General features: G+C 60.6%; 19 protein-coding genes. 9 read left to right on the top strand and 10 right to left on the bottom strand.

Going from position 1 to position 25,789, the window contains the following annotated elements; genetic code table 11:
* The first annotated feature begins 262 nt into the window (after nt 1–262).
* Nucleotides 263–2,110, top strand: a complete 1,848-nt coding sequence (locus tag R3C19_25210) for a hypothetical protein (protein MEZ6063662.1) — start codon at nt 263–265, stop codon at nt 2,108–2,110.
* 2 nt (nt 2,111–2,112) lie between these two features.
* Here R3C19_25210 and R3C19_25205 read toward each other — a convergent pair whose 3' ends face one another.
* The 3 genes from R3C19_25205 to cysE form a co-directional block, all read right to left on the bottom strand.
* Nucleotides 2,113–2,565: a PLP-dependent transferase gene (locus tag R3C19_25205; protein MEZ6063661.1), complete on the bottom strand. Its 453-nt coding sequence runs from the start codon at nt 2,563–2,565 to the stop codon at nt 2,113–2,115.
* Nucleotides 2,484–3,614, bottom strand: a complete 1,131-nt coding sequence (locus tag R3C19_25200; protein MEZ6063660.1) for a PLP-dependent transferase — start codon at nt 3,612–3,614, stop codon at nt 2,484–2,486. Before R3C19_25200 ends, R3C19_25205 begins: the two co-directional genes overlap by 82 nt.
* A gap of 215 nt (nt 3,615–3,829) precedes the next feature.
* On the bottom strand, nt 3,830–4,636 hold the full coding sequence (gene cysE / locus R3C19_25195) for a serine O-acetyltransferase (protein MEZ6063659.1): 807 nt from the start codon (nt 4,634–4,636) through the stop codon (nt 3,830–3,832).
* Nucleotides 4,637–4,781: 145 nt separating this feature from the next.
* On the opposite strand from cysE, the gene R3C19_25190 reads away from it, so the two are divergent.
* Nucleotides 4,782–5,288: a hypothetical protein gene (locus R3C19_25190; protein MEZ6063658.1), complete on the top strand. Its 507-nt coding sequence runs from the start codon at nt 4,782–4,784 to the stop codon at nt 5,286–5,288.
* Nucleotides 5,289–5,389: 101 nt separating this feature from the next.
* The gene (locus R3C19_25185; GenBank protein MEZ6063657.1) at nt 5,390–6,511 is read left to right on the top strand and encodes a hypothetical protein; all 1,122 of its coding nucleotides are present in this window, start codon (nt 5,390–5,392) and stop codon (nt 6,509–6,511) included.
* Between the two features lie 49 nt (nt 6,512–6,560).
* Here the strand turns inward: R3C19_25185 and R3C19_25180 are convergent, their stop codons facing one another.
* On the bottom strand, nt 6,561–8,462 hold the full coding sequence (locus R3C19_25180) for a sigma 54-interacting transcriptional regulator (protein ID MEZ6063656.1): 1,902 nt from the start codon (nt 8,460–8,462) through the stop codon (nt 6,561–6,563).
* A 326-nt stretch (nt 8,463–8,788) separates the two neighbouring features.
* Between R3C19_25180 and R3C19_25175 the strand changes: the two genes are divergently transcribed.
* Complete coding sequence (locus R3C19_25175) at nt 8,789–10,750, top strand: calcium-binding protein (protein ID MEZ6063655.1); 1,962 nt, start codon at nt 8,789–8,791, stop codon at nt 10,748–10,750.
* Between the two features lie 189 nt (nt 10,751–10,939).
* Here R3C19_25175 and R3C19_25170 read toward each other — a convergent pair whose 3' ends face one another.
* The 4 genes from R3C19_25170 to R3C19_25155 form a co-directional block, all read right to left on the bottom strand.
* Nucleotides 10,940–11,872 (bottom strand): histone deacetylase, encoded by a 933-nt coding sequence (locus R3C19_25170; GenBank protein ID MEZ6063654.1) that lies wholly within the window; start codon nt 11,870–11,872, stop codon nt 10,940–10,942.
* Nucleotides 11,869–13,215: a glucoamylase family protein gene (locus tag R3C19_25165; GenBank protein MEZ6063653.1), complete on the bottom strand. Its 1,347-nt coding sequence runs from the start codon at nt 13,213–13,215 to the stop codon at nt 11,869–11,871. The genes R3C19_25170 and R3C19_25165 overlap by 4 nt, the downstream gene beginning before the upstream one ends.
* A 78-nt stretch (nt 13,216–13,293) precedes the next feature.
* The gene (locus tag R3C19_25160) at nt 13,294–14,433 is read right to left on the bottom strand and encodes a sialidase family protein (GenBank protein ID MEZ6063652.1); all 1,140 of its coding nucleotides are present in this window, start codon (nt 14,431–14,433) and stop codon (nt 13,294–13,296) included.
* Between the two features lie 20 nt (nt 14,434–14,453).
* Entirely contained in the window at nt 14,454–14,792 is a 339-nt protein-coding gene (locus R3C19_25155) for a hypothetical protein (protein MEZ6063651.1), read from the bottom strand.
* On the opposite strand from R3C19_25155, the gene R3C19_25150 reads away from it, so the two are divergent.
* Nucleotides 14,775–15,707 carry a hypothetical protein gene (locus R3C19_25150; GenBank protein MEZ6063650.1) on the top strand — a complete coding sequence of 311 codons (933 nt, stop codon included), beginning with the start codon at nt 14,775–14,777 and terminating at the stop codon, nt 15,705–15,707. The two genes, R3C19_25155 and R3C19_25150, sit on opposite strands and share 18 nt — an antisense overlap.
* A gap of 473 nt (nt 15,708–16,180) precedes the next feature.
* Here the strand turns inward: R3C19_25150 and R3C19_25145 are convergent, their stop codons facing one another.
* A complete protein-coding gene (locus R3C19_25145; protein ID MEZ6063649.1) occupies nt 16,181–17,434 on the bottom strand; it encodes a hypothetical protein in 1,254 nt (417 codons plus the stop codon).
* 632 nt (nt 17,435–18,066) lie between these two features.
* Nucleotides 18,067–19,461 carry a BBP7 family outer membrane beta-barrel protein gene (locus tag R3C19_25140; GenBank protein MEZ6063648.1) on the bottom strand — a complete coding sequence of 465 codons (1,395 nt, stop codon included), beginning with the start codon at nt 19,459–19,461 and terminating at the stop codon, nt 18,067–18,069.
* 498 nt (nt 19,462–19,959) lie between these two features.
* On the opposite strand from R3C19_25140, the gene R3C19_25135 reads away from it, so the two are divergent.
* The 4 genes from R3C19_25135 to R3C19_25120 all read left to right on the top strand — a co-directional run bounded on the left by R3C19_25135 (nt 19,960) and on the right by R3C19_25120 (nt 25,665).
* Nucleotides 19,960–21,546: an amidophosphoribosyltransferase gene (locus R3C19_25135; protein ID MEZ6063647.1), complete on the top strand. Its 1,587-nt coding sequence runs from the start codon at nt 19,960–19,962 to the stop codon at nt 21,544–21,546.
* A 7-nt stretch (nt 21,547–21,553) separates the two neighbouring features.
* Complete coding sequence (locus tag R3C19_25130) at nt 21,554–22,468, top strand: dihydroorotate dehydrogenase (protein ID MEZ6063646.1); 915 nt, start codon at nt 21,554–21,556, stop codon at nt 22,466–22,468.
* Nucleotides 22,469–22,631: 163 nt separating this feature from the next.
* The gene (gene trpS, locus R3C19_25125; protein ID MEZ6063645.1) at nt 22,632–23,597 is read left to right on the top strand and encodes a tryptophan--tRNA ligase; all 966 of its coding nucleotides are present in this window, start codon (nt 22,632–22,634) and stop codon (nt 23,595–23,597) included.
* A gap of 361 nt (nt 23,598–23,958) precedes the next feature.
* Nucleotides 23,959–25,665 (top strand): response regulator, encoded by a 1,707-nt coding sequence (locus R3C19_25120; GenBank protein ID MEZ6063644.1) that lies wholly within the window; start codon nt 23,959–23,961, stop codon nt 25,663–25,665.
* Nucleotides 25,666–25,789: the final 124 nt, after the last annotated feature.

The following is a 25,789-nucleotide window of genomic DNA, read 5'->3' as shown; positions in this document are numbered from 1 at the left end:
CGAGTACTGTGCGCAATGTGACCAGCGTTGAGCGTTTACGAGACCGGCGGTGGCTGCGGTGGATTTGAACAGTCGTTCAGAATCCGCAGCCGACGTGCCCGGCTGCTCCGATAAAACCAATACAGCAATCAGCGCCGGCGGACCGAGAGTCGGCGCGTGGTCACGGGCGCTTACATCGCAAAAGCGTCCTGGAATACCCGGTCCGGGTGAAGGCCGGCAGGCGCGTGCCACAATTGCACGCATGTTTTGGGGGAATCGAGCAATGAGCCGACAATCTGTGCTGCTGATCCATTCGCGTCCTGTGCTTTTTTCGGTTCCCATGCTGGCCACGGTGTTCGCAGCGATCAACTGTCTGCTGACAGCAGGTCCTGCGGTTGCGCAGGATGGTGACTCCGACGAACCGGTATTCATCGTGCCGGGCGACCTGATTCAGGACGCGCTGACGGAAGAAGCCGGCGAAGAGACAGCGAACCGCATTTCGCCCCGGATTCAGACGCTGTACAACACCGAAGCGACTCCCGAAGACCGGCTGAAGGCGGCTGCGGAACTGCGAGCCGACCTCCCCGGCCTGCCGACTGCGTCGCTGAGAAGCCGCCTGCGACGTCGCGTCGACCTGGTGGAAGCCGGAATCAAGGCACTTCAGGTCACGCCGGCTCCCACTGACGAGCAACAAAAGCTGGTGACGGACCTGGTTTCGGCGGCCAATGCCTTCGAAGACCAGAACCTGTCGACAAATGCCGTCATCGTGCGTGAGAGGTATCGAACGCTGAAAAGCAGCTCACCCGCGATCATGTCCGTTCTGCGTCCGGTGATGATGCAGCACTATTTCAACCACAACGTCCATATCACCGTGTCGGAGACCATTCTGTCGCAGTTGGTTTCTGACTATCGCTGCAAGTCGGGCGGAGTTGCCGACTGCATTCTGGGAGCCTGGGTGACGGGTTCACAGGTCACAAATGTCAACATCACCGCGGACATCAAGCCGTCGGCAAGTTACGGCAGCTTCAATCTTCTGGCGGATGGCCAGACTCAATCCAACACCTCGGGACGCAAGGATCCCGCGACTATTTATACTCGCGGCAATCACTCCTTTCATATCGTCAGCCCTGTGGTGTTCACGGGAGAGACACTGTCGGCCGGCGCTTCGACAATCAATGTGACGGCCCGAAATCAACTGGTCGGGTTCAAGACAGACTACGACGGAATTCCCATTATTCGGCACTTCGCCCGCAAGATTGCTCTGCGGAAGATTCAGGAAACGCACGGGCAGGCCGAATCGATCGCGGCCCGCAAACTGGCGAACGAAGCGCTGCCGGAATTCACTGCGGAAGTCAATCAGAAGTTTGCCGAAGCGAATACGCAGATTCAGTCGGACCTGCTGCAGGGACTGAGAAACAAGGGTGTCGCTCCCGATTCCATCAGTTCGCGTTCCAGTGAGTCGCATCTGGCGGTCAGTTCACGGACGATGGGCCTGTCGCGGCTGGCAGGTTCGCCGCAGCCATTTTCACCCATCCCCTACCGCGGCTTGGCCATTCAGGTTCACGAAACAGCCGTCAACAATGCCCTGGACGGAATGGAACTGAACGGCCGCGAAATTCCTGAGAAGGAACTGGACCAGGAACTTCAGAAGGCACTCAGCGAACTGCTGCAGCGCGATATCTCGTTCGCCGGAATGCAGACTCACGCGGCGGAACCGGCAGACGAAGAAGAGCCCGAATCCACATTTCTGTTCAGTGATAACGACCCGATTCGGTTTCGTTTTGACGACGGCAAAGTGGTGCTGATGCTGCGGATGGGCATCCGTCAGGAGGGACGTGACGACATTCCGGAACATCACATCGAAGTGCCGATTGATGTCACGCTGCAAAACGGCAAGCTGCTGCTGTCGCCACCGACGGAGGCTCGCGATATCCGAGTCGCTCCGCTGGGAGCAAGGTCGCTGCGCGGTGTCGCTCAGGCCGCTCAGATTCGCCGTGTAATTCGGGCAAGGCTGCCGGTACGCGAAATCAACCCCAGCATGTCACTGAAACTGTCCGACACGCGTCAGTTGAGTCTGCATCTGATCGACATTCAGACGGCCGACGGCTGGCTGTACACCGACTTCCAGTAACATCACCCGGCAGATTCAGTCGCGCGACGGAGCCCGGCGAAGGGCTTCACCAAACCGCGCTGCAGCACGTCGTATGGTTCGGTTCCGACGCTGATTCGCAGCAGCCAGCGGGACACCCCGCACTGCTCCGCAAAGTCCAGTTCCTGGTAATGCGCCAGCAGCGTGTACGGACAGCAAAGCGTGAAGTTTGTGCCCAGGTTCGGCCCCTTGCAGACGTCCAGTGCGTCGAAGACTGCGGGAGTCGTGGATTCCGGTTGCTTCAGAACGATCGACAGCAGTCCGCCGCCGCCACCGTCCGGAGATTTGAGCCGTTCATACGATGAACCTGCTGTCAGGTTCGGGTAGAAGACGGAATCAACGGCCGGATGCCGTCTCAGAAAATCCGCCAGCCGAATTGCGTTGTCGTTGATGATCCGGAGTCTGTGCGACAGATCGCGGCTGTTGAGTTCCAGCATCTCCACGTCGGGATCACTGAGCGTTTCCTGGAAGTCCCGGAAACGAACTCGCGTAAGTCGGCGTACTGGTCCGATGCACCGTTCAGCACGAATGCTCCGGCAAGAACATTGCCATACCCGCTGAAGTATTTGGTAAGACTGGTGACGACCATGTCCGCATACGGCAATGCCTGAATGTTGCCGCACGCCGCCAGAGTGTCATCGATCACCAGCAGCGCTCGCGCGTCGCGTGCAATCGATTGCAGCCGCGCCAGGTCGGGAGTCAGCAGCAGCGGATTGGCGGGGACTTCGCAGAAGATGGCCGCCGGCAGATTATCGCGGCAATGCTGTTCGAGCGACTCCAGGTCGGCGGCGGAACCCAGCGGGTAGAAAGTTCGGGATGCCTGCGGGAAGCGTTCCTGAATCTTCAGCGTGTCGACGTAAGGAAATCCAAATTGACACGTTCCGGTGGCCGGCCGCAGGTGTCGTGCGGCTCGCCATGCCGCCGCGACCGCTGCCATGCCGGATGAGAACAGAAAGACATCGTTCGCCCGAACGCCATGCAGTCGGGCGATTCGTTCGCGAACCGTGTCGCGAGCGGGCGTCGGTGAAGAACCGGTTGGCTGATTCAGCAGAATTCGTTCGGCGACTCGCGACGAAACGATTTCTCCGGCGTGCTGCCAATACTGTTTCAGAATGCCCTGGAATTCCTCGGGAACGACGACGCCCCACGCCTGCTGCCCCGGAAATTCCACCAGCTTCGATTCCGGGCAGCCGTGCCAGCCAGCGTACTCAACCGCGCGCTTGGCGCTTCGCAGCGAGGCAAACGGCAGTCCGCATTGACCGGGCTCAGTCACCAGCTTTGAACATACCTGTCGGACCAGCGGGTGCAGACAGAACCGGGGATAAGCGGCCTGCAGTCGGTCTACAACGGCCGGATCGCCTTCTTCGTAACCGATATTGTGGGACCACAGCGGCAGGCAGGCCGAAACAGCGTGCCGGTCGTCGGGCATGGGCAGTCCAAGATGTTCCTCACGGCTGCGGGGAGACGTAAGCAGATCAATCGGCATCAACGACACTTCCGGCGAATTTCCCAGCGAGGATAATCGGCGATGCGCCAACGGGTTCTCAAGCGGATTCCAGCGACGTGACGGAACCTTCCGGCGGCCTGACTCGAATGATCCACGACGACGTTCCGTGCAGGACCTGGCCGGGCCGCCACGGGTTATACGATGACATCGCCATTCCTGCGATCACCGTTCGACCACGAATCCGGCACTGTTGATCAGATATCGATGCCGTGATTCATATCCATCGCGGGGTGTTCGGAGCTGGTTCTTCCGACGACAACAGCGGGGACTCCTGCGACCGTGCAGTGAGGTCGTACATTGCTGAGGACCACGCTGCCCGCTCCGATCTTGGCTCCTTCGCCGATTTCGACGTTTCCCAGAATCTTGGCTCCGGCGCCGATCAGGACTTCCCGGCGGACCTTCGGGTGACGATCGCCGGATTCCTTGCCGGTTCCGCCCAGCGTGACTTCATGCAGCATCGACACGTCATCTTCGACCACCGCGGTTTCTCCGATCACAACAGACGTGGCGTGATCCATCAGAATACCGCGACCGATTCTGGCCGCCGGATGAATGTCTGCGGAAAACACTTCGGAGATCCGGTTTTGCAGATGCAGAGCCAGCAGCGGACGATCTTCGTTCCACAGCCAGTGAGCGATCCGATAGGACGCCAGCGCGTGGACTCCCTTCAGATACAGCAAGGGAACCAGGCAGCAGTTGACGGCCGGATCGCGTTCCCGCACCGCGCTGATGTCGGCTTTAATGGCGTCGGCGATCCGCGGATCGGCGGCCATCGCGGAATCGATGACTTCGCGAAGCTGCATGCCGGACAGCGTGCTGGACTGCAGCTTTCCGGCCAGATGGTAACTGACCGCATCTTCAAAGCGTTCGTGATTCAGCACTGTGGCGTGCAGGAAACTGGCCAGCATCGGTTCGCGAGCGACGTGTTCGGTCGCCTTGTCGCGAATGGCCTTCCAGACGCAGGCGGTTGCAGGTTCCATGGTGTCCGTCGGGATCGACATTGAAGGGTCCGTTTGGAAAGAAAGCTGATCCGCGGTGAACGGCCGGCTGCATCTGGAGAAATCCGGATTCCCGCGGTAGAATGCCCAACAGCATGCTGCAAGTCCGCGGCGGCGGAGATTCTAGGATCACACAGAAGGAATTGACATGAAAGCGTTCAGCAAACATCCGTTGGTTCTGGTCATGGTGGGTGCTCTGGTTGGAGGCGCCGCGGTCTGGTCACTGCCGCAGGATCAGCTTCGAGCATCAACAGCCGGTGGAAACGACAAGTTTTCCATGGTGACGGTGCCGGTCACCGGCGTTGCTGACACGGAAGCCGTGTTTGTGCTGGATCATTTGACGGGCATCCTTCGCGGCGGCCACATCAATGGCGGAGGCAACGGGTTTACGTGCCTGTATCAGCACAACGTTGCAGCCGATTTCCAGGTCAATCCCAACACGCCTCAGCCCAAGTACGTGATTATCAGCGGCGCCGCACAGCTTCGGTCTCAGGGCGGCGGAGGTCAGCCGGCCAACGGTATTCTGTACGTCGCCGAACAGACGTCCGGAATGGTTGTGGCCTACGGTTTTTCCCAGCCGAACAACAACAGCGGCCCGACAGGCGACATTGTCAGGATCGGAGTCTTCCCGTTCCGCGAAGCTCTGGTGAGGTAGCGGGATTCGCCGCTGCGGAATGCGACATTCAATTCGCGCTGACGAAAAGCTGAACGCCGGATTTTTCCGCATGGCTCCGATGTCGAAAGGGCCGTTTTTCCATGTCATTCTTTGTCCGCCCTGTGCTGCTTGCGGGACTTGTGTGGACCGCGATTCTGATTTCGCCCGTTTCAGCCGCCGAGCCGCTGGACGGGCGTTTTCTGTATGTGGCGGCTCCCGGAATTCGCAACTACCTGGAATACGGCGGACACGGTCTGCTGGTATTTGACATCGACGACGGCCACAGGTTCGTCAAACGCATTCCGACCGGCGGACTCGACGCCAGTGGCACACCAATCAACGTCAAGGGTGTCTGCGCCAGCGAAATCACCAACCGCATCTACATCAGCACGCTGACGTCGCTCATGTGCCTGGACCTGGTCAGCGAAGAGATGCTGTGGGAACGGGAATACGAAGGCGGCTGCGACCGCATGTCGATCACTCCCGACGGTACCGTGATCTATCTTCCGTCGCTGGAAAAGGATCACTGGCATGTCGTGGATGCCGCCAGGGGTGACGTCATTTCGAAGGTCGTCCCCAATTCGGGGGCTCACAACACGATCTGCGGTATCGGCGGCAACTATGCCTATCTGGCCGGGCTGCGATCCCCGATTCTGACGATCACGGAAACCCGGCATCACACCGTCGCCAAAACCTGCGGACCGTTCAGCAACAGCATCCGGCCGTTTACAGTCAACGGTTCCGAAACGCTGGTGTTTGTCTGCATCAACGAATGTCTGGGATTTGAAGTCGGCGATCTGATCAGCGGGCGGATGCTGCATCGCGTGGAGGTGGCAGGCTTTGAAATGGGACCGGTCAAGCGGCATGGCTGTCCGAGCCACGGGATTGGCCTGAGTCCCGACGAAACGGAACTCTGGGTGACCGACGGACACAACAGTCAGATGCATGTGTTCGACAATACGGTCATGCCGCCGAAACAGGTGGCCAGTCTTCCCGTGCGAGACCAGCCGGGCTGGGTCACGTTCAGCATCGACGGCCAGTTCGCCTACCCGTCCAGTGGCGACGTCTTCAACCGGGGTACTCGAAAACTGGTGGCTCAACTAACTGACGAAGAAGGTCGTGAAGTCGGCAGCGAAAAAATGCTGGAGATCGACTTCCAAAACGGCGAACCCGTGCGCGCGGGCGACCAGTTTGGTCTGGGAATGAAGCTGCGACAGCCCTGACGCGGGCCCTCGGCAAGGGCTCGTCGGGACAGCGACGCCGAAGGAACGTTCAGACGGGAATCCCCCGCGCGGCGCATTCTTCCAGTTTCTTGTAAAGCGTTCCGCGACCGATGCCCAGCACTTTGCAGGCCTGAGTCTTGTTGCCGTTGACGCGTTCCAGGACCGCGACAATGTGGCGAAGTTCCGCGTCAGCCAGCGGGATCAGACCGCCCGGGCTGGCTTCGGTCGGCTGAACAATCGGAAGTCCCAGATCGCCGGCCTGAACTTCGTCTGCTGCGGACAGGACGACCGCTCGTTCCACCGCGTTCCGCAGTTCGCGCACGTTGCCGGGCCAGTGGTAATCCATCAGCAACTGCGCGGCCGCGGCCGAAAATCCCCTGGGACCGCGACCCATCTCACTTCGGAATTGAAGCAGGAAATGATCAGCCAGCAGCAGCACATCGTCGCCGCGATCTCTCAGAGGCGGCAGGCGGACTTCGATCACCTTCAGTCGAAAGTAGAGGTCGTCTCGAAACCGGCCGCCGGCCACCAGTTCCGGCAGGTCGCGATGAGTCGCCGCGATGACTCGCACATCAACCTGGATCGGTTCGACACCGCCGACACGTTCAAACGGATGGTGTTCCAGAATCCGCAGCAGTCGTGCCTGGCAGGCGGGGCTGAGTTCTCCGACTTCGTCCAGAAACAGCGTGCCGGTGTGAGCACGTTCAAACTGACCGATTCGCCGCTGGTCGGCTCCCGTAAACGCTCCCTTCTCGTGGCCGAACAATTCACTTTCCAGCAGCGATTCGCTGAACGCCGCGCAGTTGATCGGAATGTAGGGACCGGAATGTCGCCGACTGGTTTCGTGAATCATCCGGGCCACCAGTTCCTTGCCGGTGCCGCTTTCACCGCGAATCAGAATCGTGCTGTCGACCGGCCCGATTCGCGAAACCGTGTCGAACAGTCCCCGGACGGCCGGGCTGTCGCCGACGATCCGCTGCTGCCCGTGGACCGTGGTCCGCAGTTGCTGATTGGCCTGCTGCAGCCGTTCCCGATGGTTCAGGTTCTCCAGAGCCAGGCCGGCCTGTCCGGCGATCGCAATCACCACGTCGAGATCGTGTTCGTCGAATGCTCCGTGATTCGCGCTGACCACGCATTCGATCGCTCCCAGCCGTTCGCCGCGACCGGGAATTGGCACGCTGATGACGGTATCCGGTCCGCCGGCGGGCCGCGTATCTGACGGGTCAAACGCCGCGGCCTCCGCTGAGCCGTTCTGCACCAGCAGCGATTCGTTGTTTTCGATCGACATGCTGGCCAGAACGGGAACCGGCGCGCTGCGAGCATCCGTGGAATCGCCGGGCCGTTCCCGCTGCTTCGACGACCGCCCGCCGACAGCGGAAAGCCGGCCGTCGGATGACACCAGCCAGATTGTCACGGAGTCCGCTCGGACGGCTTCCATGACCGCGTCGCTGATGACTCGCACCATCGCGTCGGCGTGATCCTGCCGCTGCAGGTCAGAAGCAAGCTGGCACAACACAGCCGCCGCACGCGCGACGTCGGTCTGTTCGGCCCGCAGCCGTTCGATCAGCGTCGGGCGTTCGGCGTCTTCAGCAACACGGACGACGAAGGTGCTGGTCGCGATCCGTCGGGCGTGCCACCGCGGGTCATCGGCATCGTGTTCGCGGGAAAACACGATCAGTGTTTCACCGATTCGAATGATGTCGCCCGGCCTCAGCACCGCCCGCTCGATTCGCCGCGAATTGACGAATGTCCCGTTGCGGCTGTCACAGTCCTCAATTTGCCAGCTTTGCGAATCGAACCACAGCCGCGCGTGCAGTCGCGAGCAGCGTTCGTCATCGATTGGCAGCGTCCGAGTGACGTCGCGCCCCAGCGTGACTTCATCGGCGTCCGGATCGACGGTGACGCCGGCCCCCGGACTTGGTCCATTCAGCAGAATCAAAGCGTGTCGCAAATCAGCTCCTCCCCGCCGGCAATGTCCCTCGACCGAGCGGCCGAACATTCGCCCGGAACACTTGTCGCAGCGTACTCGCACAGGGCGCTCCGGACAATAAATCGTTCTGACTCAGGGCGCCTCGAATCGGACGGTCGAGCGCCAGTGGTCGATCGATGTAACTCTAAGTCTTTGGGGGCAAGCATGTTGTGGGCACCTGGAGGTAGCCGCGTTTCGGTTTCGGCACTCCGGCTGCATATGCCAACGCCGTACCGATTCCGGGTGAACGCGGTGTTCGCGATCACAAACTTCCTTTCTTCCGCCGGGCCAGGAGTGAACAACGCACTATGCCACGCCACACAGAATCACGATGCCAGTCTCAATTGTTCTCGCCGAAGCGATCCCCGTTTTCCCTGTTCCGTCGAGCCTCAAGGGCGTCCGGAAGGCGCAGTCCGATTCGCACCGGAGCAGCGCTGGAATCTCTGGAAACCCGAGCGATGCTGTCGGCGGTTTCTCTGGGAACGGACGCCGTCGAAGGCGAAGTCGTCGACCCGGAAGAAGTCTGCGAATACGCTCCGGAACCCACGTTCAACGTCGATCAGAACGGAGTCGTGACCGTCGGAGGAACCCACAACGCGGACGTGATCGTGGCGAACGTCGACGCGTCCGGACTGCTGGTCGTGACGGTCAACAACGTGACGTTTGCCGTTTCCGATGCTCAGGTCACCAGCCTGGTGATCGACGCAAAGTGTGGCGACGACCTGGTGGCTGTGCTGGTTTCCGTTCAGCACCCGACGTCCATCGTTCTGGGACACGGAAATGACACGGCCTACGCTTTGGGCGGGCCTTCGCGCGTAGCCGGCAATTCGGGCAATGACCTGATTGTTGCCGGCGACTACGATGACATCCTGAGCGGCGGCGACGGAACCGACATTCTGCTGGGCGGCAAAGGCAATGACCTGCTGATGGGTGGAAACGGCTTCGACGGGATCGCCGGGGGCGACGGCGATGATTCCATCGAAGGCGGACCTGGCAATGACATCATTCTGGGCGATGGCCCCAACACCTGGCCGCTGCCCGCCGTGCCTGACGAAACCACCATCCACGAATATCTGGTCCGACTCAGCCTGCTGGGCAGCGGCAACGACCGAATTGACGCCGGCGATGGCGATGACTGGGTGCTGTCAGGCGCTGGCAACGACCGTGTCTACAGCGGTGCAGGCAACGACGTTGTGCTTGCCGGCACCGGCAGCGACTGGGTGGAAGCCGGTGACGGTGACGATGTTGTCCACGGCGGCGCCGACACCGACGTGATCTTCGGAGGCGCCGGCAATGACATCATCTTCGGCGCTGGCGGCGATGACTATGTGATCGGCGGCAGCGGCAGCGATAAACTCGACGGCGGACACGGCAACGACTGGATCTTCGGCGATGCCACTGACAGCTATCCGGCCGGCTACGTTGACCCCGTCGTTTACGCTCAGGATTTCGGAGCCCGCGGCGAAGGTAACGACATCATTCACGGCGGCTGGGGTCATGATGCCATCTTCGGCGGCGGCGGCAACGACGGAATCGTGGCGGATCCGGCATCGGTCATCGCGCGAAGCGTGATTGACGCCGAACTGATCGCAGGGGCCGCCGCTGACGCCGTCGCAGCAATCACGGCGGCCGAAGCGGATGCCGTCAGCATCGACGCCCGGCCGGTTCCGGTGGTGGGCAACGATGTCGTGTTCGGCGGCGGCGGCCGGGACCGCATCGCGGGCAACGGCGGCAATGACATTCTGGTCGGCGGCGGCGATGACGACGGTATCTCCGGCGGCGACGGCCATGACCTGATCTTCGGCGACGGCCCCAATACTCTTCCGCGTCTGCTGCCGTGGCAGGTTGATATCAGTCTGCGTCAATACCTGCAGCGAGCTGCGGGGGTCAACATCGGGAATGATGTTATCGATGCCGGAGCCGGCAACGATCTGGTGTATGCCGGTCGCGGCAATGATCGCGTGAACGGCGGTTCGGGCAACGACACGATCTTCGGCGGAGATGGCAATGACGGCCTGTTCGGCGGAGATGGCAGCGACACGATTCTTGGTGAAGCCGGCAATGATTTCATCGATGGCGGAGCCGGCGACGACAAGCTGCAGGGCAATGCCGGAAATGACACGATCATCGGAGGTTCCGGCGAAGATGATCTGGACGGTGGCGCCGGAGCCGACTGGCTGATTGCCGTGGATGGCGAAAAGGACACAGTCCGCTACGACATCTTTGACATCCTGTTTGTCGACGGAATCGACGATCTGATCCTGACATAGCCGCTGCGTGATGGTTCTGAACGAGCCGCCGTCGATGTCGCCATGGCCCGCGCGATGTTGGCGGCGGCCGTTTCTGCGTTGCGGAATGTGGTTCTTCGGCGAGTCTTCAGCAACGGCGACCGGCACCGATTGCAGTTCCACGCGGCCGGCTCACACTGACTTCGGCAGCTTCGAATCCAGGAAACGAAGTCATTTGCTGAGCAGCGTTTCCAGGTGCAGCGACACGCAGTCCGCCAGCCGGTCAACGTTGTAGCCGCCTTCCAGCATGCTCAGCAGCCGACCATCGGAGTGGGTTGCCGCGACCTGCTGCACAAGCTTCGTAAGTTCCGCGAAGTCTTCGGTCTGCAGACCCAGCGAGCCGATGGGGTCTTCGGCGTGAGCATCGAAACCGGCGCTGATGATGACCAGATCGGGCCTGCATTTGTCGGCGGCCACTGTCAGACTCTTTTCGAACGCCGAAAGATAGTCGCGCCGGCTGATGCCGAATTCCAGCGGAAGGTTGAACGTCGTACCGAGTCCCTCACCGCGCCCGGTTTCCGACTTTCGTCCGGTGCCCGGATAAAACGGAAAACGGTGAGCGGAGAAGAACGTGACCTGGCCGTCGTCGTAGAAGGCATCCTGAGTTCCGTTGCCGTGATGGACATCCCAGTCGACGATCAGCACCCTGTTCAATCCAAATTTCTGAATGGCGGCACGCGCGGCGATGGCGACATTGCCGAGCAGGCAGAATCCCATCGGCGCGTCCGGCCTTGCGTGATGTCCCGGCGGACGAACCAGGCACAGCGCCTGAGTATCCTCACCGCCGACAATGCGTCGCACGGCGTCGACACCACTACCGGCAGCCAGCCATGCCACGTCTGCGGAATCCGGGCTGACAACGGTGTCCACTTCAATGCGCCCGCCGCCGGCATCGACAAATTCGCGAATGGCCTGAACATGTTCCGTCGTATGGACTCGCGTTACATCCGTGTCGTCGGCGCGAACAACGGGCACCGACGTGACTTGCTTCAGCAGCCCCGATTCGTCCAGCCGCCGGCGCACAGCCTGAAGCCGCGCAGCACATTCCGGATGCTCGCCGGTATCGTGCAGCAGAAACCGTTCGTCGGAATACAGCAGCGTCATCGGCCGTTCACCTCGAAGCCAAGCCGTGTCAGCCCGTGCTGCACTTCCGGAGCCGACATGAACAGCTTCCAGATCAGGCCGCTGCGGTAGTTTTCAATCATGATGATCTCCGGCCCCTGATCGATCGCAAGGTATTGCCTGGGGAACCAGTCTTTGTCCTGATTGAACGCGTCGTAGAAACCGTACGTTCCCAGCAGCCTGTCGCCGAGTTCGTCGTGAAAGTACCGAAGCGCGGCCATGCAGGAATCCGGATCGCAGGGAAACGAAGAAAGCGCGGCGGTGGGAGCGATCGTGCCTTCATCATGTTCCGGGCTGTGGCCGGCGTAGCCTTCCAGTGAATAGCTGCTGGTCAGTCCCCAGCATTTCGAGGAATAGCCGTCATGGTGTCCGGGGTTTTCAACGCAGTACGCTTTGCACATCGCGACGTGGTTTCGGTTCTGTTCCCAATAGTCCGCATAGCGGTCGCGCAGTTCGCGAGGGTCCAGGCCAAGGTAAGAATAGTGTGCCCAGAACAGTGGGCCGCAATACTTTTGAACTCCCTGATGACGCAGCTTCAGCTCGATGCCGAACGCCGCGCTGGTCTGCCGAATCGCTCCGTTTTCGGCCCAGCCTTCGTGATAGACCTCCGGTGGGATACCGTGAGTCGGCGACGCGCCCGCCAGCACGTAAGTGATCAGACATTCGTTATAGCCTCGAATTCGGAAGTTCATTTCCCACGCATGTTTGGGTGACCAGTGCCAGAACAGGACGTTTTCGCGGTCAGGGCCACGGTACCAGTCCCATTCAATTTCCCGCCACAGGCGATCCGCGACGGCTGCCAGTCGCTGTTCCCGTTCGCTGCCGTCGCGGAAATACTGCCGAACGCACAGCAGTCCCGCCGCCAGGTAGGACGTTTCCACCAGGTCACCGCCGTCGTCCTTTGGGCTGAACGGTTTGACCTTTCCGGTGGGACCGTACAACCAGTGCGGCCACGCACCGTGGAAACGGTCGGCCTTTTCCAGCGCGGTGAGCATTGATTCCAGGCGTGTGACGGCATCGGGGCGAATGACGAAGTTCCGTTCGATACCGACCAGAATCGCCATCAGTCCGAATCCGGTTCCTCCGCTGGTAACGACGTCCTGATCGTAAGTCGGATCGTCGAGATGGATGCGTTCGCGAGAAAGCCCGGACACCGGTTCGGCACCGTCCCAGAAATACCGAAACGTCGCACGCTGCGTCAGTGTCAGCAATTGCTCATCCGTCGGCGCATCATCCGCACACAGCGCGGAGGAACGTCCAGCGGCAAGCAGCAGAATTGCCGACGTGAACAGCCAAAACGGCGCAGGCGGAGAAGTTCGATTCATGGCGGTTTCCGGCAGGCGGATCGCGGACGGGCGGTGCGTGAGCGCCGCGGAGGCGACATTGTTTGGCGACCGGTACTGTCAGCGCTCCGTCGGCCATTTTCCGTCGGCGAAGTTCGTTAGCTGCAGCTTTGAAGGATCAATCACAACGTGCCGAACCCGGCGGCGCTGATATGTGTACGTCGTGTGAACCAGGCCGTCGGACGTTTGAATGACCGCCGGATAGGAGAACTCCGACTTCGGCGTGTTCTCCAGGACGGCCGCGGCTTTCCAGTGAAGTCCGTCGTCGCTGACCGCGACATTCAGCATTTCCCGTCCGCGCGGCGAATCGCCGGAACGCACCGTGTGATTGTAGACCAGCAAGAATCGGCCGTCGCTGAGTGTCACGGCGTCGATACCGGAGTTCGGATTCGGCAGTTCTGTTTCCGTTAGTTGTGACCACGTTTTTCCGCCGTCGCGGGAAACGGTGGACACGATTTTTCCGTTGCCGTTCTGGTTGCGGTTCAATGCCTGAATGTGTCCGTCGGAGTGAACCAGCAGGGTCGGCTGAATGGCGCCAATGGTCCGGCCGTCGTGGATCGCCGGTGTCCGATGCCAGGTTTGTCCGCGGTCGCCGGTCAGTTCGAAGTGCAGTCGCCAGCCGTCGAACTCGGTGCTGCTGCCGCACAACAGTGTGCCGTCGTCCAGCAGAATGGGTTTGTTCCGAACCGGGCCGTCGATGTGTTCGGGAAGGCGCCTCGGTGTTGACCAGGTTTTTCCGCTGTCCGGCGAGCTTGTCAGCATTCCCCACCATGTATCGGGGCTGGGGCCGCATTTGTAAAACAGCATCAGCGGGCCGCCATCGGGATATTGAAACAGCACCGGGTTCCAGGTCGGATGCCGATAGAGTTCGCCGCTGGTCAGCGTGTATTGAACTCCATTGGCAACCTCGACCGGAGGCGTCCACGCGCCCTGAACGTGGCGAGTGACCCAGATGCCAACGTCCGGGTGCTTCTCTTCCGTGCCGCCGAAGAATGCGGCGACGAGTCCGGCGGGAGTTTCCACGATCGTCGATGCATGACATTCCGGAAACGGAGCGTCGCCGTAAAGAAATTCCCGCAACACGATTCCCGGCGGTTCACGGTCTTCCGGAGCGACGTCATCAGCGGCGTTCGACATCGGCCCTGACACCATTCCGGTGACGGACATCACGGCAGCGATAAAGAATGGCTTTCGGAACACGGTGCATCTCCTGATGGCGGTCATTCGTCGCGTGGCTGCTCACGGTCGCGAGCGGGTCGGCGATTGCGGTTGGGACGACGTTCGGGAGCCGGTCGTCGATCCGGTTCGCGATCGCCTTCCCGTTCGATCTCCTGCTCCGGCGCCGTGCGAGCCCGGTCGCGTTCGCGCAGTTCGCGTTCGATGCGTTCGCGCAGTTCGTCCATGTTCGGACGATCCGGGTTCGGACGATCCGGTCCGGGTCGTCGGTCGAATTCGGGACCCTGCGGCGGACGGCGGCGTTCAATTTGTCCCAGCCGTTCGTGCAGTTCCCGGATTTCTCCGTGCAGCCGTTCCAGAGCGTGATGGATCTCCTGAAGCATCTGCGCGGCATGTTCGTGTCCGGGCGGCAGGACAGTTTCACGGCCGTGTCCGGGAGCCGGTTCGTGTCCGGGACCATGCTGTTCCATTTCTTCGGCACGCCGATGGATTTCGTGAGCCATGTCCTGCAGCCCGTGCTGCTGCAGGATCTCAGCGGCTTCGTGCAGTGCCCGGATGTGACGCTGGTGTTCGTCAGCGTGCGGCCGTCCTTCTTCGCGTTCGCGCCGCTCTCGCATTTCGCGTTCGTGCATTTCACGTTCGCGCATCTGGCGTTCGTGCATCTCGCGCGCACGCATCTCGTGTTCCTCGCGTTCGCGGTTGGCGCGGTCGCGTTCCCATTCCTCGCGGTGATGTCGAAATTCCTGCTGTTCTCGTTTCGCGGCTTCGAGTTGTTGCTGCAGTTCCAGCTCGGCTCGTTCAATCTGCAGAGCCGCTCGCTGACGTTCCAGTTCCATTTGTTCGCGCTGAGTTTCAATTTCGACGCGCTCGTGCTGAACGAGCGGAGCGTGGTCTGCCTCGTCATGTTTCGGGTGACGCGGCCTGTCCTGCGATTCGTGATCGTGGCCGTCGCGCTGCTCGGTAACCCGAACCTCCCGGTTTTCGTCAATCCGGATCACGACCTTCGGCTTGTCGACCGGCAGGTCGATGTGCTTCACCTGCGGCACGGCCGACGTCGCGGGCGCCGCGTGTGCATGCACGGCCGCGCGCGGCTGTGGGACGCGCCGCCTGCCTGCGTTCGGGCAGCCGCGTCGGGGTGGATTCTTCACCATGTCAGTAACGCGCTGCAGTTGTCCGATGGTGATTCGCAGCGTGCTTTTCACGTCTTCGCTGACATCGTCGCGATCCAACTGGCCCTGCATGCGAGCGATCTGGCCTTCCATCTGTTCCGTCCAGCTTGCGCCGATTGCAGTCGCTGATGTTCCGGAGTGACCGTCATGCTTCACTGGCGGCGTTTTCGCGGATTCGTCGTCCGTCGTGACCAGAACATTCACGGTCGCCTTCACCGAAGCCCCTGCGCCGTAGTGCTCGCGCAAGCTTTCAATCTTCTTCCGGAGGTTGACAAGCTTCGGGTGGTCAGCGCCGAGCTGCTGTGTGAGCGTGGCTTCTTCAACCAGCAGCGGAAACAGTTCCTGGATGGCCGCCGCGTCGTCGGTCGGCACCTGAGGTGATTCGTCAGCGAACGTGCTGGCACGGCAGGCCATGCTTCCGATCGCTGCAACCGCCAGTGCGGTCAGCAGGCGATATCGCAGTCGAGTTGTGGTCATTTTCAGCTCCTGTCAGCTTGCGGTTCGCCGTCGATGAATCGGGAAAGAATTCCAGCTGGAAGACTCGCCACAGCCACTGGCCGCGCGGTCGCCAGAGCGGCTCCGGCGTTCTGAATCGAATCGGCTTACCTGGGTTTCACGTGGCTGAATCGCGCGCGGAACGTGTCGTTTTGTTCGGCGGTGGTCACCCAAAGAAATGGCCGACCGGTTTCGTCCACGCGGACTTCCAGCCCCATCTCATACTTATCCCCAATCTTCCTTAACAGGCTGGATGGCGGCAGCTTGTCAGGCTTGCGTGAATACGTCAATTCACTCAACCGAATGCCTTTCGCTCGCAGATCGTGAGGCGACGAAAACCATGGAATTTCAAGGCGATTGGAGAGCAGTTGAATCAACCCGGTCAGGTCCGCGTCTTCCAGGTTTCCAACTTCCAGAGACCGATAGATGTTGGGAATTCTGCGATTCAGCGGTTCCGTATTTCTCCAGCCGACGGGCCACAGATTGGACGACTCATCACCCGCGTCGATTTCCAGGACGTATGCTCCGTCGGGATTCCGCATGGGACGAAAGCCCAGTCCGAATTGCGCCAGCACGATCGCGGTCGTGGTGCCCTGAGAAAGCCCCTGAGGCTCAAGAGGCGTCGCATCGGTTTCCGCGCCATCACCGAATGCCAGCCGCCGCGCCGAAGGCGTGTACCTGATGCGAAAGGAATCCGACAGTTTCAGTGATTCAATCGCTTCCGCAGGCGAGCTGGTCGTGACGGGATCAGTGACCGGGCCGCTGAGCATTGTGACGACAATTTTGAACTGCTCATCCGTCAGACCCCACGTCGGGCTTTCCTGCGGCGGACCTTTCGCTCCGTAGCGAGCCAGTCTGGCAAGGTACGTCCGCAGTTGCTCCGGTTCTGTCTGCTTGAATTTTCGGTCGCCGAACTGAAGCGTGCCGGAACGATCCAGTTGGCCAACAACCTTCACGCTGCGTCGTTTGTTGAAGGTGACATCTTCAATCCCCGGCCGTTCGTTGTTGCGCGACGCATCGAAGACGACGGAGTACCCCACATCCTGAAAGACTCGGGTCCAGCCTTGAGCCATCAGCGAATACTGAGGCGACGCTTCCATCAGCACCTTGATGTCCAGCGGCAGCGGATCGGGTTCGTCGTCAGCACCGGCAGCGGAAGCCTGGTCGCCGGACTGTGGAACCTGGGCGAACGTTTCGCAGGGCACCAGGAAAGTCGTCAACAGAATGACCGGCAACAGTCCGGCAGTCAGACGCGGCACCTGACCACCGGCGCGTCGCGCCGAACCGGCGGATTGCAGGTCGCGGCTGCCGGTTCGGCCCGGCACGTATCTGACGGATCCGAAATCAGTAACTCTGACCATAACTCCACTCCTTCGGTCTGTGGGCAGGATGGCTGCGGGAGACGAAACGCGTAGCGGCCTGTTCAGGCTGACTCACGGCATTCCGGCGTGACGCCCCGGAACCGGTCGCGCCTGTCGTGGTTCCCGCAGGATCATACCATCAATCCGCAGGATTGACGTTTGCGCATTGTGGCAAATCGGAGCCGCGGCTTCATCCCGTTCGCATCGGAGCGGCGACTGCGGACTGACTTCACGCAGCTCGCGGGTTGCGAGCCGGTTGGTTGCGCGGATGCTGGGTTCCCGCCTGCGCGGGAATGACGGAACGCGGTGCCCGCGCGGGAATGACAGCAGCAATCTGTGTGAATCTGTGAAATCTGTGGCCAGCGAGCCGGGCCACATCACAATCGGCGTGGCGACTGCGGACGAACGTCGCGCAGCTCGCTGGTGGGGTGAGGAACGCTGGTTGCGAGCCGGTTGGATGCGCGGACGCTGGGTTCCCGCCTGCGCAGGAATGACGGGGCTATCACTGCTCTGAGGTGGCGGGGCAGGCATCTGTACAGGCTTTGCGCGCCCACCTTCGCGAGGGCAGGACTCTGCGCGGGAATGACCGGTGCTTTCGAGGCGGAACGAACGCAAGAACGCAAGAAACACGTTTAGACTCGGCCGGCGATCAGTGCCGGTGCCACAGCCGAGTCTGACAATTTAAACGCCGCTCGAACCGCGTTCAGGTGGCGACTCGCTTCGGGTGAAAACACTCGTGCCAACGGCTGGCCGCGTTCCACGACGTCATCGATTCTGACCAGCATCTCGATCCCCGTCGAGTGGTCAATCGTGTCACCGAGCTTCTGCCGGCCTCCGTTCATCGCGATGATCGCCATGCCGATCGCTTCCGTATCGATGGAAGCCACAACGCCCGACTCCGTCGCGGGGTCAGATGTGCCGCCGAGCAGAGCGACCTGCACAACAGGTGTGAAGTCAATCGTATTCGCGGTTACCCGGCTGACTGTCAGGTCGGCCGCATTCAGACCGGTGCTGTAGACCTCCGACGTGTTGTCGTTCAGAGCGAACGCGATTCTCGGCGTCGCGCTCAGTGTCAGGAACCGGGACGTGAGCGACAGGCGGGCACCGATTTCCGGGCCGTAGATGTTGTTGATGGTATTGCCGCCAATCTGAGTCACTCGTGCCGGAATCTGAGCTCCGCCGTCGTTGAAGACACCGGTAATGGCTGCCGATTCGTCGTAGTTCAGATAGCGAAAACCGCCGAGCCACTGCCACTGGATACTGTCATCGGGGATGTAGGAATCCATCAGCAGCAGCATTTCGCCGCCCCACATCTGTCCCCGCAGCGTCGCGGCGAAGCTTTGGTCGTAGACCAGGCCGTCCACGGCGGTCGCGTTGGAAACGACGCCATCGGCCAGAAGCGGAGTCACGACGTTCGGCAGGGCGACGGTGCCCAGACGCAGAACGGCGGGGTCCCGGGGATTGTTTTCGATATCGCGGCGAGCCTGCAGGTTGTTGTAGCTCAGTTGACTGCTGCCCTGTTCCGTTCCGAAAACGCTCAATTCCAGCGAACCGCCGTTCAGTGCGACTCCCAGAGTACCCCGAACACCGGAAACGTCATTCAGCCCCAGCAGATCGCGCTGGGGGATCAGCGCCTGGCCGCGCAGAGTTGTGGGAGATTCGATGTCATTGACGGCGAACGTCGGAGTGGTGTCGCCGTTGACGGGCGCACCAAAGTTTCCGCTGCCGGCGTCATCCAGATCCCAGTGCATGTATTCCAGCCGCAGCCAGCTTCGGTGAGCGACTTCGGTGAGGAATTTTTCGACCGGCTGCTGGTCGTCCCACAGCGGCTGAGCCTTGCCGACGTAGTAGTCGACCGTGGGAGCCTGGTACTGAGACTGCGGCGGACGAAACCCGGTAATCTGACCACCGGAACCCGGCGACAGAAATGCCGGAGCACCTCCGAAGTGCTGCGCATTGGCTGCTGAGCACGCACCCGCGGCAATCATCAGTGTGAGAACGTAGCGGAGCAGGTTCGTACGAAACATGCGAACCGGACCTTTGCAAAGTATGCCGGAAGATCCGCAGCACCTGACTTTCCGAACCGAAGTGTCTGTCGGCAGGCCATTCAACCTGCGAAAAACGCTTCAAATCCGGGATGCAGACAGTTCATAGATGCCGCCGACCAACGCGAACCGTAAGGAAAACGCAGCCTGCATTCGTCGATATCGGAATGTGCGGCCTGTGAACTTTGCTCCAATCGCCCCAGTCGTACGGGTTTTGTCGTTTGTGCCGGTTGGGAAAAGCGGCGAATCGCAAGACGGCCCGAGCTGCCACGTCCGTCGTCCGGCGGACAGTTTCTGCTCTTCCTGCGACTCCCGAATTTCTGCTCGCCGGAACTGCGAAGTTTGCGGTTCCGGGTTCACGGCGCCCTGATTCCGGACTCACGACCCCGGTGGCGATTCGGTTGGTTTGCACAGAGCGTCCCGCTACGATCCGCCGCTTCACAGTCTCTTAACAGGGCAAGTGCTGCAGAATTCCGAGGCATGGACGAACTGAACCATGAATGCGGCCTGGCGGCCGTATTTCACCTTCCGGCAGAAACCGCCAGTCCGCTCATTCCGGAAAACTGCGATCGTAACCAGACGTCGCGGCTGATCCCCGGCATGCTGCTGGACATGCAGAATCGCGGCCAGTTGGCGGCGGGGTTTACGACCTTCAACGCCGGCCGCAAGCAGTTGATCGACACCTACAAGGAACTCGGGGGTGTCGCCGAAGTCTTCCGCATGAATCATCCGGTCAAGTACCTGAGCCTGATGAACGAATACAGCGGGTCGGCGGCCATCGGTCATGTTCGCTATGCCACCTGCGGCCGCGACGACCGCAGCTATGCTCAGCCGTTCGAACGCCACCACATCGCGCGATCCAAATGGTTCAGTTTCGCCTTCAACGGTCAACTGGCCAACTACCCGGACCTGAAGGAAGAGATCCTCAGAAACTCCGACTTCCATTTGACTCGGGAAACCGACACGGAAGTCATCAACCACCTGATCTGCCAGAAGTTTTCCGAATCGCCCGGCATCGATCTGATTTCGCTGCTGAGTTCGCTGTCGGAGCAGCTTGATGGTTCCTGGAATCTGGTTTACCTGAATGCCCGCGGGGAAATGTTCGCGTCGCGCGATCCGCTGGGAATGCGGCCGCTGTGCTACGCTCAGGAAGGACCGCTGTTCGCCGCTGCCAGCGAAAGCGTCGCGCTGACTCATCTGGGTTTCAACCAGGACTGCGTTCGAACCGTGCCGCCGGGTCATGCGGTACTGGTCGACGAACAGCACGGAGTGCGGCTGGAAAAATTCGCCGACAGTCCCCGCCGTGCGCACTGCTTCTTTGAGTGGATTTACTTTGCCAACGCCGGCAGCAGTTTCGACGACGCCGGCGTCTATCTGTCGCGAAAACGGCTGGGCGAACAACTGGCCAGACGCGAAACCGTTCCGATCGACGAAGACACAATCGTCGTGCCGGTTCCGGACACCGCCAAAGCCGCCGCTGACAGTATGGCGTTTCGCCTGGGAGTGCCGTCACTGGAAGGACTGATTCGCAACCGGTACATCGGCCGGACGTTCATCGAAGGATCAGAAAGAGCCGGCAAGGTTCGGATGAAGTACACTCCTCTGCCCGAAATCATGGACGGCAAGCGAGTCCTGCTGGTCGACGATTCCATCGTCCGCGCCACGACTCTGGGGCAACTGCTGCGACTGCTGCGGGAGCGCGGCAAGGCGAAGGAAATCCATGTCCGCATCGCCTGCCCTCCCATTATCGCACCGTGTTTTTACGGAATTGACATGTCCACGGTTTCAGAACTGTTCGCTCCGGAGTTCATGGCGGGTTCCGCCATTACCGCCGAAGAGGAGCAGCGCATGGCCGAAGCCATCGGCGCCGACACGCTGCGCTATCTTCCCGTGGAAGCCGTTGCGGAGTGCGTCGGGCTTCCTCGCGACAGCCTGTGCCAGGCGTGCGTCGACACGATCTATCCAACTGCGGCCGGAAGCCGGATGTACCTGAAGGCTTTGGCCAACGAAAAATCCGCGCTGGCAAATTCCGGGGGATGCCGGCACGAACGGACCTACGACGCCTGACCATTCGATGCCGCAGCTTGCCGTCCAATTGAACCGCCTGTCGCTGGCCAACCCGATTCTGGTGGCTTCCGGGACGTTTGGCTACGCGAAGGAAATGTCGCCGTTTGTCGACTTCACAAAGTTGGGCGGCGTGATCCCAAAGACGGTCACTCCGCTGCCGCGCCCTGGCAACGCTCCGCCGCGAACGATCGAGACGGCCAGCGGAATGCTGAATTCCATCGGACTCGACAACGACGGATTCGACCAGTTTGTTGAAGTGAAGCTGCCGTACCTGACAAGTCTGGGCACGGCTCTGATCGTCAACATCGCCGCGAAGACCAGCGAGGAATTTCATCGCATGGCGGTCACGCTGAATCAGGCCGGCGGAATCGCGGCTGTTGAACTTAACATCTCCTGCCCCAACGTGTCCGGCGGAGTCGACTTCGGCACCAATCCGGACCTGGCCGCGGAAGTCGTCGCCGCCGTACGCAGCGCCGGTCCGCTGCCGGTGATCGCCAAGTTGACTCCCAACGTGACCAGCGTCGTCCCGATTGCCGAAAGCGTCGCCGCCGCCGGCGCGGACGCCGTGTCGCTGATCAACACGTTTCAGGGCATGGCGATCGACTGGCGGCGAAGAAAACCGGTGCTCGGCAACGTCTTCGGCGGACTCAGCGGCCCCGCCATTAAACCTCTGGCACTCAGAATCGTCTGCCAGGTCGCGCGGGCCGTCGATATTCCCATCATTGGCGTCGGCGGAATTCAGTGTCTGGATGACGTGATGGAATTTCTGGTGGCCGGAGCCACGGCGATTCAGGTGGGAACCGCCAACTTCTACAATCCCGGAATCGCCAATCAACTTGTCGCGGAACTTGGCCGCGTGCTCGACGAACACGGCATCGCACGCGTCAGTGATCTGGTCGGCACGCTGGAGATTGGGGAATAGTGAATAGGGAATAGGGAATAGTAGACGGCGTGTGCCGAGCGGTACTTTCAACTCACAACTCACAACTCACAACTCACAACTCACAACTCACAACTCACAACTCTCAACTTTCAACTTTCAACTTTCAACTCTCAACTCTCAACTCTCAACTCTCAACTCTCCCATGAAAGTCCTTTCCGGCATTCAGCCCACCGGCCGGTTTCACTGGGGCAACTACTTCGGAGCCATTCGGCAGTACATCGAACTGCAGGGCAACGAACAGGCGTTTTATTTCATCGCCGACCTGCACGCGCTGACGACCGTGCGGGATCCGCAGGTGTTGCGTCAAAACGTCCGTGACGCCGCTCTGGACCTGCTGGCTCTGGGGCTGGATCCGGAAAAAGCGACGCTGTTTCGTCAGTCTGACATTCCGGAGGTGCCGGAGCTGACGTGGCTGTTGCTCACGATCACTCAGATGCACCTGCTGGAGAAATGTGTTTCGTATAAGGACAAGAAGGAACGCGGGATCGCGGCCGACGCGGGTTTGTTCACTTATCCGGTGCTGATGGCGGCCGATATTCTGATCTATGACAGCGATCTTGTTCCTGTCGGAGCCGACCAGATTCAGCACCTGGAAGTGACTCGCGACATTGCTCAGCGGTTCAATTCGATGTTCGGTGAAACGCTGGTTCTGCCGAAACCGCACGTGCTGGATTCGTCGGCGAAGGTACCGGGGACCGACGGCGAAAAGATGTCCAAAAGCTACAACAACACGATTCCGATTTTCGAGTCCCCCAAAAAGCTGCGGAAGCTGATCAACAGCATTCGTACCGACAGCACTGCTCTGGAAGACCCGAAGAACCCGGACACCTGCGCGGTGTTCGATCTTTTCCGGCTGTTTGCTTCCCCTGAACAACAACAAACTCTGGCTGACCGTTACCGTGCCGGCGGAATGGGTTACGGTGAAGCGAAGTCGACACTGTTTGACGCGGCGATGGAATACTTCAGCACGGCGTTCGACCGGCGAGCGGACCTGGAAGCTCGCCCCGACGACGTGGAAGACATCCTGCGCCAGGGCACCGCTCGCGCGCGAGCCAAAGCTGCGGAAGTGCTCGACCGGGCAAAGTCGGCCTGCGGACTGAAGGCGTAGCTCGAAACCGGCGAACACCGAAACCGCATTGATTGTGCGGCAGCGCCGCCGGCCGTTCGGTGTAGCACATATGATCGCGCGCCGTTCAACTTCGCAACGAATCGAGTCGTCGTCACCTGTTCACCGCCTAGAATTCGGCTGGCATCGAAGTTGCATTTCCCGATCAGGCAGTCCCCGCGTTCCGCAGGCGTCCTCGCGGATCGTGCCGAAAGTCGTCAAGTCGGCGGCAGTCTGTTTGTGAGAACTATGGGAATCCGGAGGCGTTGGGGTTTTCGCGGATTCGGGGTTGATGTCTAATCGGATGCTCGCGATGCGAGTGTTGCATGCGTGCCGCAGCACGCCTTCGTTCAGGGGTAGAACAGTGGTTGCCGAAAGACCGCGTCTGTTGGTGTCCGGTGATACGGACGAAATCACGGCCGAATTCTGTCGTGTGATTGGCGACGGGATTGAAGTCGTTCACGCGGACGGCGCCGGGCCCGGATCGCCGGATACTTCCTTCGCGGACGCCGTCCTGTTCGCGGGCCAGTTTGCTTCGCGAGCCAAGGACCTGCAGGTCTGTGCTCAGGGCTTCATGGACAGCGTTCCGGATGCATTGGTTCTGGTCGACGCTGAAAAGAAGGTCGTCTGGCACAACGCCGTCTTCCGCTCGATGTCCGGGCGGGAAGATTCGCTGACCGGACTTTCGTTTCTGGAAGCGCTCGGCAGCCCGGAACTGATCAGTCCCAATTTTTCGCCGCTGGAAAACGAGCCTGGCCCGAATCAGGTCATGTCCAGCATTCTGAAACTGAACGACCGCCGGTTCGTGGAATTCCGGGCGTCGCGGTCGCAGCTTCCGGTGGGGCACGGTCAGACTCAGCCCTTCACGTCGATCGTCCTGCGAGACGTCACCGAAGAAGTCACCGGTCGTCAAAAAGTCGAAGCGATTCACAAGGCGGGCATCGAACTGGGTAACCTGTCGCCGGACGACGTCCGGGAGATGTCACACGACCAGCGGATTGATCTGCTGAAACAGAACATCCTGCGATACACGAAGGAAATCCTTGGCTTTGAAACCATTGAGATTCGCCTGCTGAATCCCGCCACCGGGCAGTTGAAGCCGCTGCTGGATGTGGGAATGCAGGAAGAAGCCGTCTGCAGGCTGCTGTTCGCAAAGGAGACCGGCAACGGAGTCACCGGCTATGTCGCGGCCAGCGGTCAGAGTTATCTGTGCCAGGATACCCGTTCGGATTCGCTGTATCTGACAGGTGCGGCGGGAGCTCGCAGTTCACTGACCGTGCCGCTCATCATGCACGATGAAGTTCTTGGCACATTCAACGTCGAAAGCCCGGGAACGCAGTCGTTCGATCAGAAGGACCTGGAGTTTCTGCAGGAATTCGGCGACGTTGTGGCGGTCGCACTGAATCAACTGCAGTTGCTGATGGCGGAAAAATTCACGACCGCGACCGCAAACTCACAACGGCTGCGGCGAGAAGTCGCAAGGCCCACGGACGACATCCTGTACGACGCCACATCGATCCTGGAAAAGTACATCGGCCACGATCCCGACGTCTGCGACAAGCTGCACCGAATCCTGGACAACACCAGACTGATCCGCGGAAACATCGACAAGGTGTCGGAGGACTACAACCCGGACACCGACTACGGCCCGGTCGTGTTGTCACTTCACGAGGAACGTCCCGCTCTGAAGGGAAAACGCATTCTGGTGGCCGACGCCGATGACAGCGTTCGCGAATCCGCCTACAACCTGCTGTTTCCCTACGGCTGTGAAGTGGAGGGAATTCGCAGCGGTCTACAGGCCTGCCAGATGGCCCGAAGCCATCATTATGACGTCGTGCTGGCCGACATCCGACTGCCGGACATGTCGGGGTATGAGTGCTTCTGCAAGGTGCGCAGCATCAATGAGCACATGCCCGTGATTCTGATGACGGGATTCGGCTGGGACGCATCTCATTCCATCGTGAAGGCTCGCCAGCAGGGACTGAAAGCCGTGCTGTACAAGCCCTTCCGGATGGAACAGTTGCTGACCGAAGTCGAAAAAGCCGTAACGACGCCGCCACCTGTGGAATGACGCGACGAAGACGGCGTTCGCTGTCCTGCCTGCTGCTGGCTGCCGGGGATTGGGTCGGGACGGGGTCGGCAACAGCCTGGCAACGCGCGAACGCCACTGACCTGACGCTGGTTGCGTCAGGTCA

This window comes from Planctomycetaceae bacterium, from assembly GCA_041398785.1.
Classification (GTDB): Bacteria; Planctomycetota; Planctomycetia; order Planctomycetales; family Planctomycetaceae; genus JAWKUA01.
The sequence above is the reverse complement of the archived record's forward strand: the minus strand, read 5'-3'. Positions and strand labels throughout refer to the sequence as shown.